This is a genomic window from Pseudozobellia sp. WGM2, from assembly GCF_017810075.1.
GTDB lineage: Bacteria > Bacteroidota > Bacteroidia > Flavobacteriales > Flavobacteriaceae > JADNYK01.
The window spans coordinates 55,946-74,630 of record NZ_JADNYK010000008.1 but is presented as its reverse complement, the minus strand read 5'-3'; the positions used below and the strand labels follow the sequence as shown (position 1 = coordinate 74,630).

Genomic DNA, 18,685 nt, shown 5'->3' with positions numbered 1-18,685 from the left:
TGGTTTGTGAGTGGCAATCTGCAAATATATGCCCAAAAACCATGTTTATGCCATAGTGGCATTAGTTTGTTTCTTTTTGTATGCCAGAGCCGCTTTTATAAAGCTGACAAACAGGGGGTGTGGGTTTGCCACGGTGCTCTTATATTCAGGGTGGTACTGAACACCGACAAACCAAGGGTGGTTCGCCAATTCGACTATCTCGACCAAACCTGTGGCTTTATTGATACCCGTTGCTTTGAGACCGGCATTTTCTAAAGTAGATTTATACTCATTATTGAACTCATAGCGGTGACGATGCCGCTCTGATATTTCAGTGGCCCCATCATAAACTTCTTTCGCCAAACTGCCATCTTCAAGTTCACAGTCCCAAGCGCCCAAACGCATGGTACCGCCTTTATTGGTGATGTTCTTTTGCTCTTCCATCAAATTAATGACCGGATTTTCAGAATTACCGTTCATTTCGGTAGAATTGGCATCTTTCAACCCAAGTACATTTCTGGCATACTCGATCACCGCCATTTGCATGCCCAAACAAATACCTAAAAACGGAATCCCGTTTTCACGGGCATAACGAACCGCATTCACTTTACCCTCGATACCCCTTTCTCCAAACCCAGGGGCGACCAAAATGCCATCTAAACCTTTAAGCTTGTTCTGCAAATTACTATCGGACAAGTGTTCTGAGTGAATTGATCTGATATTCACTCTGACCTCGTTGGCAGCACCTGCGTGAATGAACGATTCAAGAATCGACTTGTACGAATCTTGCAACTCGACATACTTACCCACAAGACCGATAGAAACTTCATGTTGCGGGTTTTTATGTTTTTCTAAGAATTGGCTCCACCGTGTTAGGTTAGGTTCAGATATATTAGGCAAAGCTAATTTTTGTAGCACTACCTTATCTAACCCTTCTTCTTGCATCAAAATAGGCACATCGTAAATGGTCGAGGCATCTATCGATTGTATGACCGCTTCGCGCTTAACGTTACAGAAAAGTGCCAGTTTATCTTTTATCTCATCTGAAATTTGATGCTCGGTACGGCAGACCAAAATATCGGCCTTGATACCACTTTCCATTAGAGTTTTTACGGAGTGCTGTGTTGGCTTGGTCTTTAGTTCACCGGCAGCAGATAAAAATGGAACCAAGGTCAAATGAATTACAATTGCATTGTTTTCACCAAGCTCCCAAAGTAACTGTCTTACCGCTTCAATATAGGGTAGCGACTCGATATCACCCACGGTACCCCCGATTTCGGTAATAACGATATCATATTCACCGCTATTGCCCAAAACCTGAACACGTTCTTTTATTTCATTGGTAATATGGGGCACTACTTGCACGGTCTTGCCCAAAAACTCACCACGGCGTTCTTTTTCGATTACGCTTTGGTAAATTCTACCTGTAGTTACATTATTGGCCTGTGAAGTCCTCACATTAAGAAACCGTTCGTAATGACCAAGGTCGAGATCTGTTTCGGCACCATCGTCGGTAACATAGCATTCGCCGTGTTCGTACGGGTTTAGAGTACCAGGGTCTACGTTGATATACGGATCCAGTTTTTGAATGGTGGTCTTGTAGCCACGAGCCTGTAGCAATTTGGCGAGCGATGCGGCTATAATACCTTTCCCTAGAGAAGAAGTAACACCTCCCGTAACGAAAATATACTTTGTCTGAGACATAATGGGGTTCTTTGTTACGGGGCACAAAGATACAAATTGCCTAAAGATATCACAGTTTATGGCGTGGAAAATCTTTTTGAATTTTTCTCACCAAAGGCTCTAGTCCGTTTACCTTTATTTCCAACATCGATTGCAGTAAAAATCCTAACTTTCCATCAGGAAATCCGTTTTGTTTGAACCAGACCAAGTAAGGTTCGGGTAGGTCGACCAAATATCTGTTCTTGAACTTTCCGAAGGGCATTTTATAGTGCGCCAGTTCAATTAGTTTTTGTTTATCCGGGGATACATCCATTATTAAAACTAAATATATATCTTTAAAAAGTTTAACATTTATAGAATATGGAACGAAGAAAATTCATTAGTACCTCCGCTGCAGCATCAGTTGGTCTCGTCGCATGCAAAAGTACAAATGCTATGGCGACCACCTCTGATGAAACTACCGAAAAGTTAAAGGGAAACATTAATCATAGTGTTTGCAGATGGTGCTATAGTAAGATTCCGATGGAAGAATTTCTCAAGAATCTCAATGAACTCGGTATAAAGGCGATGGACCTTACCGGCCCTGAAGATTGGCCTATCATGAAAAAATATGGCATTCACGCCTCAATGTGCTGGGGTGCGGGAAAAGGAATTCTCGAAGGATGGAACGACCCTAAACTACATGAAGAACTTATAGCCGATTACAAAAGGGTAATACCCCTAGTAGCCGAAGCGGGTTACACCAACCTAATCTGTTTTAGCGGAAACCGCAATGGCATGGATGATGAAGTCGGACTCAAAAACTGTGCTGAAGGCCTCAAACAAATCATGCCAGATGCCGAGAAACATGGTGTTGTTATACAAATGGAACTATTGAACTCTAAAGTAGACCACGCCGACTACATGTGCGATACCAGTGCTTGGGGCGTAGAACTTTGTAAGCAAATAGGCTCCGATAACTTTAAACTGCTCTATGATATTTACCATATGCAAATTATGGAAGGTGATATCATCAGAAATATACAAGACTATCATCAATACTTCGGTCACTACCACACGGGCGGTAACCCCGGTCGTAACGAAATTAATGATACCCAAGAGTTATTTTACCCAGCCATAATGAAAGCCATTTTAGATACTGGCTTTAAGGGTTACGTGGCCCAAGAATTTATTCCCACTTGGGACGATAAGATAGCTGCCCTAAAAGAAGGGGTTACTATTTGTGATGTTTAGAACAATATTGGATCAAGCATGAAAAGAAGAATTTCTTGAGTTTTATAGAGTATTAAATTTGACGTTAATAGCTCAGTCTTTTCAAGAATTCTTCTTTTCGTCTTACCGCCACTTCCAGAGTTGTTCCGTCAGACATAACTACATACCCACCCTTTCCTTTTATATATTTTTCTACATGGGTCAAGTTAACATAATGAGATTTATGAATTCGAAAGAACTGAATATCACCTAGAAAATCTTCAAAGTATTTCAGGGTTCTCGTAGAGGTGAGCTTTCTACCCTTTAATGAAAATATCTTGGTGTAATTGCCATCAGATTCACATCTAACGATATCTGGTATATTCAAAAAAGTATAATCTCTTATAGTGGGGATGGCAATTTTTTTAATTCCTTCAAACTTGCTTTGAAAATTATGAAACAGCACTTCTAACCGTTTAGAGTGACTTTCTTCATTTCTTTTTTCATGTAGTCTATTAATAGTTTCTTGAAATTCTTCGGGATCGATTGGCTTTAACAAATAATCAAAGGCCGAATATTTAAAGGCATTGACCGCATACTCTTCATAAGCTGTCGTAAAAACGATATAAAAGTCGATATGCCCAAGTTGCCTCAACAAATCAAAACCAGTGCCATCTCTAAGGTGTACATCTAAAAAAACCACATCTGGATCATAAAGTTCGATAGCTTTTATTGCTTCCTCCACCTCTGAAACAGAAGCCTTTAAATCGATATTTACCTTATTCTGAAGTATTAATCTTTCGAGAGCTTCAATGCAATGTTGCTCATCATCTACAATAATTGCTTTCAACATATAAATCTAAAATTGAAGTTCTAAAGGCAATTTCACCTCTACTCGAGTACCGAACTCTTTATCATGCACTTGAAAACTGCCGTTTTTATTCTTTAATTGATTCATAATCTCTAGTCTATTCTTGGTTATTTTTAAACCCATTGAATTATTGGTCTTTATGGTATCGATTTTCTTTTGGCGGCCCACGCCATCATCATCTACCGAACATATCAAGAAATCACCATCGGCCTTTACCTTAATATCGACCCTGCCATTATTGTTTTTCTTGGCAATACCATGCCAAATACTATTTTCGATAAAAGGTTGCAATAGCATTGGGGGCACCAAGGTATTTTCTGCATCTACCTCATCATCTACTAGAATTGAATACTCTAAAGAATGGTTCAAGCGCATGGCCTCGATATCGATATAAATTTTCATGAGTTCCAAATCTTGCTTTAGGGTTATCCATTTTTTTTCTGAATTTTCTAGAATGGCCCTTGTCAATTTTGCAAACTTTAATAAATAGGTTTCAGCCCTATTCTTATCATTCGTAGCCATATATTCCCTAATAGAATTTAACGAATTAAAAATAAAATGTGGATTCATCTGTGAGCGTAAGGCCTTTAATTCAGTTTCTGCGACCTTGGCCTTAAATTCAGCCAATTTCTTTTCGGCTACGGCATCACTACGTTTCTTATATAGAATAAATGCGACCAAAGCGGTCAGTAAAAAAATCAAGGCACTGAACAGAATTAATTTATTGATCAATCGCTGTTGCCTTACCTCAGCTATAGATAGAGCCTGTTTTTTTTCAAAATCGGCCTGTAGTGAAGCCTTCTCCCCCTCATACTTATATTCAGCCTCTAAACGAGCTATCTCTTCTCTCTTTTCCGTAGAATTGAAACTATCTCGAACCACAATTGCCATTGATTTGCTTTCTAAGGCATCTTCAAAATCACCCTTAGCTTTTTGCACTTCTGAAAGCCCTTCAAAAGCATTGTATTGCAAACTTAAATTGTGAACTTCTAGCGCGTATTCTAAAGAGGCCCTATAGTGCTTTTCAGCCTGCTCAAGATTTAAAGTACCTTCTAAATTAAGATAACAATCCCCTAGATTCTGATGAACAATTGCAAGGTTATTGTGATTGTTCAGGTTCTCATAAATTTTTTGGGTTCTTTTAAAAAAAGATATAGCCTCTTTGAATGATTTAAGCGATACATGGGCTATGCCAATATTAGTAAGAGCACTGGCCTGACCTCTGCGGTCATGAATTTCTTCCATAATCTTGAAAGCATTTTCGTAGAGTGCTATGGCTTCTTTTTCTTTACCATTTTCCGTTTTCAAACGCCCCAAATTCGTAAGGGCATTGGCCTCACCGACCTTAAAACCTTGCTTTTTATATCCTGCTAAGGCATATTTTTGAAATTCTTCCGACAACTCGAATTTCTCAAGGTGCGCATATAATAATCCTATATTCGAATTGATGTTCACATACTCCAAATCATCAGTTAGTTGTAGATCTTCATAAATATTCTTGGCTTCTAAATAAGAGTCTAGTGACTGTGTATATTGCGAAAGGTACATATGGTTAATCCCCATACTGTTCAACATTTTCGCCATTAAAAAACTATCCTTTTCAACCTTGAACACCTCGTATGCCCTTTTATTACAGTCGTTCGCTCTACGATAATCCGATTGATTGAAATACACTAGACCTTTATTATAAATTAGGCGTGCCTCACCTACTCTATCCTTTTTTAATCTTTTGAGGTTTAGCGCGATATCGTACATTTCCAAGGCCATCGAATCTACTCCTAAAGCACTATAGTTATGACCCTTATAAGAATAGGCCGTGGCCAGACCTGTAGAATCTTTCAAAAGAGAAGCCAATGCCAAGGCACTATCGCCTATTTTCAGCCCTGCTTCAGGATCTATTGAATAATGAAGATAAGCCAACTCGTTTAGTAGAGATAATCTTAACGAGTCTTCTTGGGAATGAAGATCTAAGACTTGCCTAATGGAATCTATTTGCCGTTGTTGGGAAAAAGTCTGGAATGATATCAATAAAATCAGGGGAACCCAACTAAATTTCATACGCAAAAGAATTGTGTCTATTTAATCGGGGGAGTATAAATTTAACTATTCCCACTACAGAAAACTATAATCCGTTAAAGATTATTAAAGTTATCTGAATTTCTGTCCCCAATGTAAATCAAAAATGGTACGATTTAACGTTCCATAATGCAAGTGTTACGGTTATCAACCATATATCCCATTCAATAAATAGATATGGGTCGAGCGATTTTTTAGAAGTACTTTCATTCGACCAACCCTAACCCATAAACCATGAAATGTCTAAAACCATTTCTTCTTCTTACAAGAAATCTTATTTTTCTACTTATACTTCTATCTGCTTGCTCTAAAAGTGCTGTAGAAAATCATCTTGAAGATGTTTTTGGAGAGGAAATCGTAGACTCAAAATCAGATGACCATGATCAAGAAAGTGAAGGAGAAGAAAACCAAAATGATAGCTCAAACGAAGAAACGGATGAATCTGATAATGATGAAGACGAGGTTACCGTAACTGGTAAAATGACTGCCAAAATTAATGGTGAAGATTTTGAGACCAACAACTATGAGGCTACAGATTTAATTTCTGAAATTATACAAGTTAAGGCCGTAATAGAAAATTACCCCGACACAGAGTATGTATTCTTTTATCTGATTGGATTTAAAATTACTCGATATAAACCAGAAAAGGGATTCACTATTTCATTGTTTATATCATTTCTCGATTTAGATAAATTTCTTGTTGGTACGGAGTATAGCACAATTCATGATCAAGATAATTTATTTGATGAGGGCATACAAGGCAGCGTAAATCATTATGACGAAGAAAATTGGGGTGTAGAACCATTAATGACCGACACCAATGAAGAAGTTTATTTAAAAATCAACAAAATTGACTACGACAAACAAATAATATCCGGCATATTTAATTATACCGCCATTGATGAAGAAACCGGATTGGAGTATTTAGTAACCGAGGGTATATTTACGGATATTCCTCTGCAAATTCAACATAAATAACCCTAACACCACCAACACACATGAAAAACATCAAACTACTTCTTTTAGCTACTACTGCCAATTTTATAATTTCAAGCTGTGATATCGTAGATGATGCCAAAGACACGCTTGATGCATTAGACTGCGCCGAGCTTTTGATAAAAATTGATGAAGAGTATGATCGTGAAGACAAAGACTGCTCCGAAATAAGTTCAGATATTGATAAGATTTTAAAACGATGTAGTGAATTCATTGATGCAGAAGATAGAGCACAACTTGAGTTTTACAGAGATAACTGTTCAGATGATTAAATTAGAAATATTCTTATCTCATTAAATTCATGAAAACACCCTGGCTGGCCTTATTCGCTCTAATCCTTTTGACTTCACTACCAACCTCATGCTCCGATGGCGAATCGCCTGATGATTCACCCGTAACACCGGTTGAAACAGAAGTACCGATGGAAGAAGAGCCTGAAATTGAGGAAGAGGAAGTAGAACAAGAGCCTGAGGAAGAGCAGGAAGAAAACGAAGAAGATGAAGAAGATGAGGTGGGAGAAGAAAATTCCACGGATATATTAGGCACTATAACGTTGACGGGCGATGAAACGTCAGATGTTGGCACTAGCCTTGAAGTGGCCCATATAGCTGTCGGACGCGCAGATTTAACAGGCACTACGAAATCGGTTATATTAACTGATGAAAACACACCAATTACCGAAGAGGGTCCGGATCCAAAAAACTTTAACAAAGGTTTTGTTCTCATCGGAGGTGACGACCTAGACACACTTTCAGATGATGGTGTAGTAAAAGACATTTCGATGGTAATCTTTATTGACAGTGTTGAATACAGGTTTGGTTGTTCCGTTCCACCAGGGGGTACATTCACCGATTGTGGAGAAGCCTACAACATCAACTTTGAAGAGAAAGAAATGGTTTTTGATAGCACCACGGTCTCGAATACTGAAACTGGGGTTATACTTACACTTGATGGAACTATTAGGTGGCAGTAAGGTCGCGAACAAATACAATCGATGATATAATCTAACACACATTTTGCATATATATTTGCTAAAACAATTCATCAACATATTCTAAATTAGAACAATCAACATGAAAAAATCAATTATCTATCTAGCAATTACTTTTTTAACCCTTTCGTTTACCCAAGCCCAAGAATTTAGTCAAGGCACTAACGTCATTAATGCCGGTATTGGTTTTGGTGGTTATTATTACGGAGGAAGTCTATCGAATCAAAGTCCTGTATTTAGTGTAAGTTACGAACGTGGCATTTGGGATGTACCTGGGCCCGGTGTGGTAAGCCTAGGAGGTTATATCGGATATAAAAGGTTCAGTTACGACGATACCTTCTTTAACGATAACTATAGCTGGTCGTACACCACCGTTGGTGTTAGAGGTGCATACCATTATACGGGGTTTGACATCGACAATCTTGACGTTTACGGGGGTGCAATGGTATCGTTTAGAATCTACGGCGGTGATGATTACAGCGATTATAGAAGCCGACCAGGAGCAGGCGCATTTGTCGGAGGTCGGTGGTACTTTTCAGAAAGTTTTGCAGGTTTTGCCGAAGCCGGTTATGGCGCCGCTTACTTGACCATAGGTGCTTCCTTTAGGTTTTAAAAAAGTAAGCCTAAATCAAAAGAACCTTTCTCATTATTAATTTATGGGGAAGGTTCTTTCGTTTCGAACAATGCCTCGGCAATCATTTTATTCCAGAACAATTGTTTCTGTCGATCTCTTGAAAAGTTAGTCTCCCTATCATATTTATTCTGAAATATATAAAGTTCTTTCAAGACCTCTTTATATATTTTCTTGACTTCCTCTTTAATATCAGTCGTGAATTGCGTTTCCGCGAGTCGTTTCTTCATCTTTCTAGCATGCAATTCGGCGATATCGAAGTGCAGTTGCTCATGACTCAAAATCACTGAATCTACCAAATCTGGTCGGTACCACGATTTCTGAGGGTAAAATTCGCATCCTATTTCAAAGTCGACGTATAATTGTCCGCCCCTTGCAAATGTGGAAAATTTGTAGCTTATGCTGCTTGCCGTTGTGGCTGCGGCCCATTCGGTCTTCAGGTAATCTCCTTTAAAGTCTGACCATTGCAATTTTCTATCTGCACTCCAGGGTATGGTTTCTTCTTGCGCCCCGATCGACAGCGTCATCAAGAAAAAAAACATCCCTATAAAAAATCTGAAAAGCATTCAATTTATGAATTAGAGAACCCCATCAAAAACTATTGGTGATTCATTTGCAAAACCACTTCAAAAATTGAACCAAACCGACCTAAAGTTTCCAGTCGAACGTAATTACCTTTTCGATGTCGGGGTGAAGGCTATACAATACCGGGCAAGTGTTTGCCGTGTGTTCTAAAATTTTTCTATTTTTTTCTGAAACTCCCGAAGGCAAAATAAGCTTGGCCTCTATTTTAGAAATTCTTCTCGGATCTGCAGCCATATGCTTGGTAATTTCAACCACCGAATCTTTTAAATCAAGACCTAAACCTTTCGACTTGATACCCATCATCGTCAACATACAACTACCTAAACTCGTGGCAACCGTATCTGTAGGGGAAAATGCCTGACCCAAACCATTATTGTCAACGGGCGCATCGGTTATGAAGGTGCTACCCGACCGAACATGCTCGCAAGTCGTTCTTAACTCTCCGGTATAAGTGATTTTTGATGTCATATAAATAATTTAGAATGACGTGCTCTTTATTGCGCCTCTTTAATTCGTAAATCTTCAATCGTCATGATATATGATGAACGATTAGAGTAACCTGAAGCACCATTTCTTTCATAATCGAACTTATTGCCTGAGTATGCCGTTTCACCGACAAATTTTGAAGCTTCCATCAGGTTGTTCTTGTAAGCCAACTTAAGTAATAGATCAAAAGTCAGATCAAATCCGCGAACTGCATAACGATCGGGTAAACTTCCGAAGCGCTTTTCATATCTTTTTGAAAATGAATTACTATCCGGCATTTTATATACGGAAGGGTAGGTGAACTTGATATTGCTCAAATGTGTGTTAGAAATAACATCGTTCTCGAAAGCACTATTTTGGTTCGTCGTGAACATTTGCAACTTAATTTTACCTCGTTGAGGCTTATCAATATCCATCAACGAGTTTTGAAAAGAGTTTAAAATCGAAGTCACACTAGACACCAACTTAAAGTTCTTGGTTTCTAAAAACACCCAATTCTCTTCCTCATCGGAGAGTAGTTGTCTTAACTTTTCGATATTCACCCCGATATTTTTCTCTTCTTCAGCTACCTCGGCAACTTTCGCATCAGGAAAACGATACAAAATAGAATCACGTACAGCGGCGTGGGCCGAATCTGCGATTATAACTATATTCTGATTTTCAAATTTATCAGCTAAATAATCCATCATGTGCTCCCTTAAAACCTTCGGAGGAGTATAGGAATAAAATACATTGGACAAGCTAAGGTCACTTTCCGCAGGTATGGGAGCTATAACCGGCACTTGTTTGCCATTGGCACGAACCGCCGTCTCTTTTAAAGATGCCAGGTCTAAAGGCCCTACTATTGCACTTACATTGGCCAGATTCTCTTTTTGCAGTATCTCTTTGGTCCTAGCCAGTTTAAGTTCATTATCGAAAGTTTTCACATCTACCGATATGCCAAGGTCGGCAATAGAGTCTATGGCCACTAACGCACCTGAATAAAGACCTAGGCTATATTTAAGACTGTTTCTTTTATCGATAACACTAGCCACTTCCGATTTATCTTCTAAATCTAACCTATCTAATCGAAAAGGCAGCAAAAACATAAGCTTTGGCCTATTTTGGCGGTTAACGCTGTCTACCAGATTAATTTTATCGAGCACCAGTGAATTACGCACTTCAAAATCTCCCTCTTGACTCTTGGGTAATTTTAGAACCATACCCGCTTTTAATCCTTCCCTTAAATCCGGATTTAGCTTTAATAATTCCTCATAGGAAACGCCGAACTTTCTTGTTAGAGAAAACTCGGTCTGCTTGGGCTTTACCTCATAAAAATTGTAATTATCGGTATTCACGTCGCCCGCATCAAATTTTTGTTGCGGAATACGAATAACCATCCCCTCTTTTAGACCACCGCGCTCCGTAATCTCAGGATTCAAACGCACAATTTCATCAGGTTCAACACCGTACTTCTGTTTCAGTTGAAAGAAGTTCATTTTGGGGGGTACGGTATACGAAAGGTAAAGTTGGGTCTTTTGGTTATCGACCGTACTGCCCGGTAACTTGGGCATTTTTAATTCTTGACCGGAAGCAAGGTAATTGTTCGCTTTTGAAAGCTCTGGATTCAAAACCAATAGGCTATCTACAGTAATACCGTATTTATGCGCAATACTCCAACGGGTCTCTTTTGGGGCAACCGTATAGGTTTCAAAATCTCCCTCATTAACCTCAGCAATTTCTGTTCTTCTGTACTGAGGAATTTTCAAGGTCATTTTCTTTTTAAGCGGACTTGAATATAATTCTGTATTGTACTTTTTAATATCTTCTTCGGTAATATTGAAACGTTTCGCTATTCCATATAAAGTCTCCCTCTTTCGAACATTGTGCGAAGTAAAGCCAATCGGTTCTTCCTGGGTTGCCACAGGAGCTTTTGAATTACCACCCGTACTCGGCCGTGAATCTGAAACAGCATTACCTGTTGATTTTGGTAAAACTAAAATAGTATTCGCCCGTAAAGCGTCACCTTGCTTAATTTCTTTATTCAATTGCAAGATGGAATACTGAGTGACATTGTAGTCTTTGGCGATACTTTCCAAAGTCTCTCCCTTCTGTACAGAGTGTGTAGTAAATTTTTGTGCTTTACAGCCACTTACCGAAACCAGTAAAAGAAGTACAGCAATATTCTTGAAAAATCGGTTCATTTTATTCCCATTCTATAGTTGCAGGTGGTTTTGAGCTAATGTCATACACTACTCTGTTCACACCCGGTACTTTATTGATAATATCGTTTGATGTTTTTTGGAGAAATTCATAAGGTAGATTAACCCAATCAGCAGTCATACCATCGGTACTTTCTACCGCACGTAAAGCTACACATTTTTCATAAGTTCGTTCATCACCCATGACCCCCACACTATTTACGGGCAAAAGCATCGCTCCGGCCTGCCAAACCTTGTCGTAAAGTCCCCAATCTCGTAAACCCTTAATAAAAATATAATCTACTTCTTGTAAAATGGCCACCTTTTCAGGGGTTATGTCGCCCAAAATTCGAATGGCCAACCCTGGACCGGGAAAAGGGTGACGCCCTAAGCGCTCATCACCAATTGCCATACTTCTACCTACTCTTCTTACCTCATCTTTGAACAACATCTTAAGTGGCTCAACCACTTTCAACTTCATAAAATCGGGTAACCCTCCTACGTTATGGTGACTTTTTATGGTCGCTGACGGTCCGCCTGTAGCCGAAACCGATTCAATTACATCAGGGTATATGGTACCCTGTGCAAGCCATTTGGCGTCTTCTACCAAGTGTGCCTCATCATCGAATACCTCAATAAATACCCTACCGATAATTTTGCGTTTTTTCTCGGGATCGCTTTCTCCTTTCAGAGCGTCCAAAAAGCGTGCCGAAGCATCGACACCTTTGACATTTAGACCCATATCTTTATATTGGTCAAGAACTTCTTCGAATTCATTTTTTCGAAGCAGACCGTTATTGACGAAAATACAGTGTAAGTTCTTATCGATAGCCTTGTGCAAAAGAACGGCAGCCACTGTTGAGTCGACCCCGCCCGAGAGCCCTAAGATTACTTTATCATCACCTATTTTATTTTTTAATTCTGCTACAGTGATATCTACAAATGCATCGGGCGTCCAAGTTTGTTCTATACCCGCAATGTTCACCAAGAAGTTTTCAAGCAACTGTTTACCATCTTTTGAGTGATAAACCTCTGGATGAAATTGAATCGCATAAGTGTTCTCATTTTCAATTTTATACGCTGCGTTCTCAACATCGTGCGTACTTGCCAAAACAACAGCCCCATCAGGCAGTTTTTGAATAGTGTCGCTATGGCTCATCCAAACCTGGCTGCCCTCGGAAATAGACTTGAAAAAAACTTCATCAGGCTTAATAAAAGAAAGATTTGCCCGGCCGTACTCCCTAGTATTGGAAGGTGCAACATTACCACCACCGAAATGTGCTAAATACTGTGCACCGTAGCAAACAGCCAATAAAGGTACTTTACCCTTAATTTGTAACAAATCAGGATGGGGAGCATCTTCGGCCCTTACTGAAAACGGAGACCCCGAAAGTATGACAGCCTTATACTTTGATAAGTCATCAGGCAGCTTGTTATATGGTTTGATTTCACAGAAAATATTCAGCTCTCTTACCCTTCTAGCGATGAGTTGTGTGTATTGAGACCCGAAGTCTAAAATTAGGACGTTGTTTTGCATGGGCAAAAATAGTTATTTCCAAAATTTCAAAAAGCCTACTTCGACATATTTATTATGTGTTTTCAACAATTATCATCAAAAACCGATATCTAAAAAAAGTATTGCAAAAATCATACAGCAGACTTCGAAATTAACAACTCGGCTCTGTGATTTTTAAGATTTAAACATCTATATAATGATAAAATAAAAATAGAAAAAGCAATAAAACCAACTAAAAAAAAACAATAAAATTAGCTTTCACATATAGACAAGTATAACTTTATATAAATATATTTAAAAATCTGGTATTAAGTTTTTTAAACTAATTCCTACAAAATACAAAATGCATAATTTTTTATGTTTTTAAGGCGAACTATGTCGCAGAGATGGGAGAAAAAAACAAATGCAATGCCAATGCCAAACAGCACGAAATTTAATTGAAGGATAAGAGAAAAATGAAGAATTATAAAATGAAGAATTACAAAAGGAAAGCAAGGTTCAAATATTAGAATCAACTAGTTACTAAAAACAAAAAAAGCCCGGGCTACCAAACCCAGGCTTTACATCAAAATCAAAAAACCAACCTAAACACATAAACTAATTCAAAGATTGACTCTTCTTCATAGCAATTTATATTTATAACACCGTTGTCACAAAATACCCTACCCTGTTCACTAGGTTTTTTTAATTTTACTTTAAACATACTATTTATGACCGACAAACTCTGGGAAGATTTAAAAGAGGAATTAATGCTGGGAGTGACTCAAAAAGGGCATCCCTTTCGATTTTGCACTTTTGCTTCTGTCGAGACTAAAAATTCTCCTCAAATGCGAACGGTGGTTCTACGTCATATATCAGCTGAATTAAACCCTATATTCTACACCGATAAACGCTCACAGAAGGTACTCGAAATCAAAAAGAACAATAAGGCTAGTCTATTATTTTATAACCCTGAAAAACTTCTTCAAATTAAAATTGTAGGCAGAGCAAGTGCTCTGAATGACCCGCAACGAATAAAAGGCTTATGGGCAGAAGTACCGGAAAACAATAAAAAAGATTACACCACTCATCTTGCTCCGGGTACTTTCATTGACAACCCTGATGAAGTTGAGTACCTCGCTGACAAAAATTATTTTTGCCCCGTTGAAATAGAGCCCCACAAGATAGAATATCTCAAACTAAAGCGTCCGAACCATATACGAGCCAGTTTCTTAAAAGAAAACGGTTCTTGGGAAGGTAAGTTTATGGTGCCTTAAAACACGCTTAGACTTTGATTATGGCAAATTCATGACTTAGGGGTTTCAAAGCATCCCCTAACATTGGAATTAACTTATCGCCCATTTCTAAGTACAACTCAGAAAAATTAAGGTTTCGCTCTTGTAAAGATTGATTAGGGAATAACTCGTTCTGTATTTCGGTCATTCTTAATACTTGATCTTCAAGTTTTCGCTTCTGGGCCTTTAATAAACGTTTTTCTAGATTATCGAGTCCTTTTTTTTGCTTTACTTCCTGAGCCTTGACTGCGCCCAAGAACGATTTATCGGTTTTTTCAGCTAGATCATAAAGTGTTTCAAACTGCTCTTCTAGATGCCTTTTCTGAGGCCCAAAATCAATATCGATATTTGATATTTCTCGAATTTTCTTGTTGATAAAACTACTCTGCTTCATGAACAGATCCGCAACTGAAAGATTCATCTTTTTCAATTTGCCACCTTGCTTTTCAGTTATGACCAAAGCCGAATTTCGCAATAATAATATAGGAAAAGGTACTTGCATTGTCTCGAACATTGATTTCAGTTCTAGCCAATAGGCTATTTCGCCACCGCCGCCGATATAACAAAGGTTTGGCAGTATCACTTCTTGGTATAAAGGCCGGGCAATAACATTCGGCGAAAATCGCTCAGGGTGTTTTTCTAACTCCTCGATCAACTCTTCTCTAGAAAAGCTTATTTCGGTATCAAGCACAAAGAATGAACCCTCTTGCTTGATTAATCTCCCCCGTAAACCATCTTTAAGATAAAAGTAGTTGATTTCACGAGGATTCACCTGAATCGTGTATCCAAAACTCGCTTCTTCTATTTTTGAAATAGTCTCTTCGACCACTTTATGTGCTACATGCTCTAAAATGTCTTTCTTGGCATAGGGCACCAAAAGCTTTTTCAGCTCACGACTATCTCCATCTACCACAACAAGGCCTTGATTTCCAAATAGTTCGTTAGCCAAAAATCTAGTTGCATCGGCCAAACTACGATGTTCTAGATATGCTTCTTCAAAAAGATCTTTAAGTTCTTGGGCTTGAATTGTGGTGCCTAATTGTGATGCGAAAATTTCGAAAACTTCCTTTAAGCCATCCGTGTCAAAATGACCAACCGCACCTGACCTATCATCCTCAGGGTTCCACTGTATTTTCTTTCCCTTAAAATTGAAGTAATTGATTTCCTCGAAATCATGATCTTCCGTAGCCATCCAATAAACCGGCACGTAGTTATATTTTGGATAAGCTTTTTTCAGCTCGACCGTCAAGTTGATAGTCGATATAATTTTATAAAGAAAATAAAGCGGTCCGGTAAAAAGATTTAACTGATGCCCCGTTACCACTGTAAATGTAATAGGCTCCTTTAATTTTTTAAGATGGATGTTCGTCTCTTCACTTACCTCAAAACCCTTATACTGTTCTTGCAAGACCGAGTAGAGCACTTCGCGATGAGCGTCAGGAAAGTGGGTTGCCTTTTCTTTTAACTGATCCTCAAAATTTTCTAAGTTCGGAAATCTGTTATAAAAAGGCTTAACCTCCTCTTTTTGGGCAATATAATCGCAAATAAAATCGGTAAAGTACCCTGTTCGGTCGAAAGGTAGACAGTCAATATTCATAGAGGTGTAAATATAAAACTCTTCCCAATTTGGGCGTCCTAAAAATTCGTTAATACGTTCATCCGATTAATGATCATATTATGGATGAAACAGCGCAAACCTCGCATAGAATAATTAAATTTGAGATACACATTAGACTACTCTACGCACTCAATCATATGCATTTAAGAATTTTTCTATTTTTCTGCCTTAGCATTTATAGCCTAACCTCCCTAGGTCAAGATTTAAAATCACCTTCTCAATTTTTAGGTTACGAATTAGGTACTAAATTCACTCCTTTCCATCGTGTAACAGATTATTACCAACATCTCGCAAAAGCCGACAGTCGACGCGTACAGCTTCAACAATACGGAGAAACGTATGAAGGCCGCCCTCTTTATTTGACCTACATCTCTTCAGCGGAGAACATCTCTAACATAGAAAACATCAGACAGGCCCATCTTGACAACCGCGAAGGAAAGGGCAGTCCTGAAGTTGCGATTGTTTGGATGAGCTATAATGTACACGGCAATGAAAGTGTGAGTACAGAAGCATCAATGCAAACCGTGCATGAAATCTTAACCAAGAAAAACAAGTATCTCGAAAATACGCTCATAATCGTTGACCCCTGCGTAAACCCCGATGGAAGAGAGCGCTATGTAAATTGGTACAATCAATTTAAAAATACACCTCATCAGCTCGACCCCAACAGCAAAGAACATCACGAACCTTGGCTGAACGGTAGGGCCAACCATTATATGTTCGATTTAAACCGTGATTGGGCATGGCTTACCCAAAAGGAAAGTCAACAAAGAATTAAAGTGTACAACAAGTGGCTACCGCATATTCATGTAGATTTTCATGAACAGTCAGTAGATAGCCCCTACTATTTTGCCCCTGCAGCAGAACCTTTTCATGAGGTCATCACTGATTTTCAGCGTGAATTTCAAGTTACCGTTGGCAAAAACCACGCTAAATATTTCGATGCCAAAGGCTGGTTCTATTTTACCAAAGAAGTTTTTGACCTGCTCTACCCTAGCTACGGCGACACCTTCCCTACCTATAATGGCAGCATAGGCATGACCTATGAACAAGGGGGCAGTGGCCGTGCCGGTCTGGCCATCGTTACCGGTATTGGCGACACGCTCACACTTAAAGATAGAATTGAACATCATCATACCACAGGACTGTCTACCATAGAAATAGCGGCAAATAATTCTAAAAAATTAAATGTGGAATTTGAGAAATTTCATAGGGAGAAAAATTATAAACATAAGAGTTATGTGCTAAACGGAGATACGGACAAAATTAAATCATTGACCAATTTATTGAAGCAGCATGAAATTGAATATGGTTGGGCTACCAACAGTTCGGCGAAAGGTTTTTTATACACAGATGGAAAAAACGGAAGTTTAAAAACATCCAAACATAGTTTAGTGGTACCTGTCGACCAAAAAAAGGGAACCTTGGTGAAAGTTTTGTTTGAGCCCAATGCCAAATTAAGCGATTCGCTAACCTATGATATAACCGCATGGTCGCTTCCGTATGCATACGGCTTAGATGCCCTTGCTTCTGAATCAAAAGTAGCCTATACGACAGACGATAAAAACGATACCATTACCAATACAACTTTTGACAATAACACGTTTGCCTATTTGGCCAAATGGAACAGCTTTAGCGATGCCCAATTTTTGACCGACCTATTGAAAGAGAATATTCGCGTTCGCTATTCGACCCAACCCTTTGTTCTAGATAACAAGAAATATCAGCGTGGCACGCTCATAATAACGCAAGCGGACAACTTACAGAAAGACGATTTTCATCAAGTACTTTTTAAAATCTCAGAAGAACATTCAAAGAAACTAACTTCAACAACCACAGGTTTCGTTGAGGCAGGTAAAGATTTTGGTTCTGGCTCAGTAAAGGTTATCGAAAACATTAAAATAGCCGTACTTTCCGGAGAACCCACATCTACCCTTCGTTTTGGTGAAGTATGGCATTTTTTCGAACAGCAATTGAACTACCCGATTACTGTACTAGAAAATTATTATTTCGACAGTATCAACCTTTCTGATTATGAAGTACTCATCTTACCCGATGGTGAGCATTACTCCAAGTTTCTAGAGAAAACCAATATAGAAAAAATCAAAAAATGGGTCGATCAAGGAGGCAAGCTCATAGCCATGGGAGGAGCACTGAAAACCTTTGCCGCCGGCAAGACATTCGGACTTAGAAGCAAAGTAATTCAAAAAGACAGTAGTTCAGCCATTGCATACTTTGAAGGAAATCAAAGGGAGCAAATCAAACAGGCGATTACAGGGGCTATTTTTAAAAGTAAGCTTGATAATACCCACCCCTTAGCTTTCGGGTATCCAGACACCTACTTTTCCCTTAAATTAGGAAATGATGCCTTTGACTATTTAGAAAGCGGAACCGTTGCTTTTTTAGATGGCCAAAGCACTGTGCCTGTTTCAGGTTTTGCCGGTAGTGAGGCGCAGAAAAACATTCAGGAGACCCTAATCTTCGGGGTAGAAAATTATGGTCAAGGCCAAGTTATATATATGGTCGACAACCCTTTATTTCGAGGGTTTTGGGAGAACGGCAAGCTCATCTTTGCAAACGCTCTATTTTTGGTGAATTAGTGCCCAAC

16 protein-coding genes are annotated in these 18,685 nt (G+C 38.8%); 7 read left to right on the top strand and 9 right to left on the bottom strand.

Annotated features, from left to right (window positions below; genetic code table 11):
- Window positions 1-45: 45 nt before the first annotated feature.
- On the bottom strand, window positions 46-1,683 hold the full coding sequence (locus tag IV512_RS16625; protein WP_209405388.1) for a CTP synthase: 1,638 nt from the start codon (window positions 1,681-1,683) through the stop codon (window positions 46-48).
- Window positions 1,684-1,732: 49 nt separating this feature from the next.
- Window positions 1,733-1,975 (bottom strand): DUF3820 family protein, encoded by a 243-nt coding sequence (locus IV512_RS16620; protein WP_100871384.1) that lies wholly within the window; start codon window positions 1,973-1,975, stop codon window positions 1,733-1,735.
- A 47-nt stretch (window positions 1,976-2,022) separates the two neighbouring features.
- On the opposite strand from IV512_RS16620, the gene IV512_RS16615 reads away from it, so the two are divergent.
- Entirely contained in the window at window positions 2,023-2,895 is an 873-nt protein-coding gene (locus tag IV512_RS16615; RefSeq protein WP_209405386.1) for a hydroxypyruvate isomerase family protein, read from the top strand.
- Window positions 2,896-2,959: 64 nt separating this feature from the next.
- On the opposite strand, the gene IV512_RS16610 is transcribed toward IV512_RS16615, so the two are convergent.
- Window positions 2,960-3,706 carry a LytTR family DNA-binding domain-containing protein gene (locus tag IV512_RS16610; RefSeq protein ID WP_209405384.1) on the bottom strand — a complete coding sequence of 249 codons (747 nt, stop codon included), beginning with the start codon at window positions 3,704-3,706 and terminating at the stop codon, window positions 2,960-2,962.
- A 6-nt stretch (window positions 3,707-3,712) separates the two neighbouring features.
- Window positions 3,713-5,782, bottom strand: coding sequence for a tetratricopeptide repeat protein (locus tag IV512_RS16605; protein WP_209405383.1), 2,070 nt, complete (start codon window positions 5,780-5,782; stop codon window positions 3,713-3,715).
- Window positions 5,783-6,034: 252 nt separating this feature from the next.
- Between IV512_RS16605 and IV512_RS16600 the strand changes: the two genes are divergently transcribed.
- The 4 genes from IV512_RS16600 (at window position 6,035) to IV512_RS16585 (ending at window position 8,400) form a co-directional block, all read left to right on the top strand.
- Window positions 6,035-6,778: a hypothetical protein gene (locus IV512_RS16600; protein WP_209405381.1), complete on the top strand. Its 744-nt coding sequence runs from the start codon at window positions 6,035-6,037 to the stop codon at window positions 6,776-6,778.
- A 20-nt stretch (window positions 6,779-6,798) separates the two neighbouring features.
- Window positions 6,799-7,068, top strand: coding sequence for a hypothetical protein (locus tag IV512_RS16595; protein WP_209405379.1), 270 nt, complete (start codon window positions 6,799-6,801; stop codon window positions 7,066-7,068).
- 29 nt (window positions 7,069-7,097) lie between these two features.
- Window positions 7,098-7,769 carry a hypothetical protein gene (locus tag IV512_RS16590; protein WP_209405377.1) on the top strand — a complete coding sequence of 224 codons (672 nt, stop codon included), beginning with the start codon at window positions 7,098-7,100 and terminating at the stop codon, window positions 7,767-7,769.
- 100 nt (window positions 7,770-7,869) lie between these two features.
- On the top strand, window positions 7,870-8,400 hold the full coding sequence (locus IV512_RS16585) for a hypothetical protein (RefSeq protein ID WP_209405375.1): 531 nt from the start codon (window positions 7,870-7,872) through the stop codon (window positions 8,398-8,400).
- Window positions 8,401-8,441: 41 nt separating this feature from the next.
- Here the strand turns inward: IV512_RS16585 and IV512_RS16580 are convergent, their stop codons facing one another.
- The 4 genes from IV512_RS16580 to guaA all read right to left on the bottom strand — a co-directional run bounded on the left by IV512_RS16580 (window position 8,442) and on the right by guaA (window position 13,206).
- On the bottom strand, window positions 8,442-8,984 hold the full coding sequence (locus IV512_RS16580) for a DUF922 domain-containing protein (protein ID WP_209405373.1): 543 nt from the start codon (window positions 8,982-8,984) through the stop codon (window positions 8,442-8,444).
- Between the two features lie 82 nt (window positions 8,985-9,066).
- On the bottom strand, window positions 9,067-9,471 hold the full coding sequence (locus tag IV512_RS16575; RefSeq protein WP_209405371.1) for an OsmC family protein: 405 nt from the start codon (window positions 9,469-9,471) through the stop codon (window positions 9,067-9,069).
- Window positions 9,472-9,497: 26 nt separating this feature from the next.
- Entirely contained in the window at window positions 9,498-11,672 is a 2,175-nt protein-coding gene (locus IV512_RS16570; protein WP_209405369.1) for a LysM peptidoglycan-binding domain-containing protein, read from the bottom strand.
- Window position 11,673: 1 nt separating this feature from the next.
- Window positions 11,674-13,206 (bottom strand): glutamine-hydrolyzing GMP synthase, encoded by a 1,533-nt coding sequence (gene guaA, locus IV512_RS16565; RefSeq protein ID WP_209405367.1) that lies wholly within the window; start codon window positions 13,204-13,206, stop codon window positions 11,674-11,676.
- 689 nt (window positions 13,207-13,895) lie between these two features.
- Between guaA and IV512_RS16560 the strand changes: the two genes are divergently transcribed.
- The gene (locus IV512_RS16560; RefSeq protein WP_209405365.1) at window positions 13,896-14,441 is read left to right on the top strand and encodes a pyridoxamine 5'-phosphate oxidase family protein; all 546 of its coding nucleotides are present in this window, start codon (window positions 13,896-13,898) and stop codon (window positions 14,439-14,441) included.
- A 7-nt stretch (window positions 14,442-14,448) separates the two neighbouring features.
- On the opposite strand, the gene bshC is transcribed toward IV512_RS16560, so the two are convergent.
- Entirely contained in the window at window positions 14,449-16,056 is a 1,608-nt protein-coding gene (gene bshC / locus IV512_RS16555; RefSeq protein ID WP_209405363.1) for a bacillithiol biosynthesis cysteine-adding enzyme BshC, read from the bottom strand.
- Window positions 16,057-16,214: 158 nt separating this feature from the next.
- Here bshC and IV512_RS16550 point away from each other — a divergent pair, with 158 nt between their 5' ends.
- Complete coding sequence (locus tag IV512_RS16550; protein WP_209405598.1) at window positions 16,215-18,677, top strand: M14 metallopeptidase family protein; 2,463 nt, start codon at window positions 16,215-16,217, stop codon at window positions 18,675-18,677.
- The last annotated feature ends 8 nt before the right edge of the window (window positions 18,678-18,685 follow it).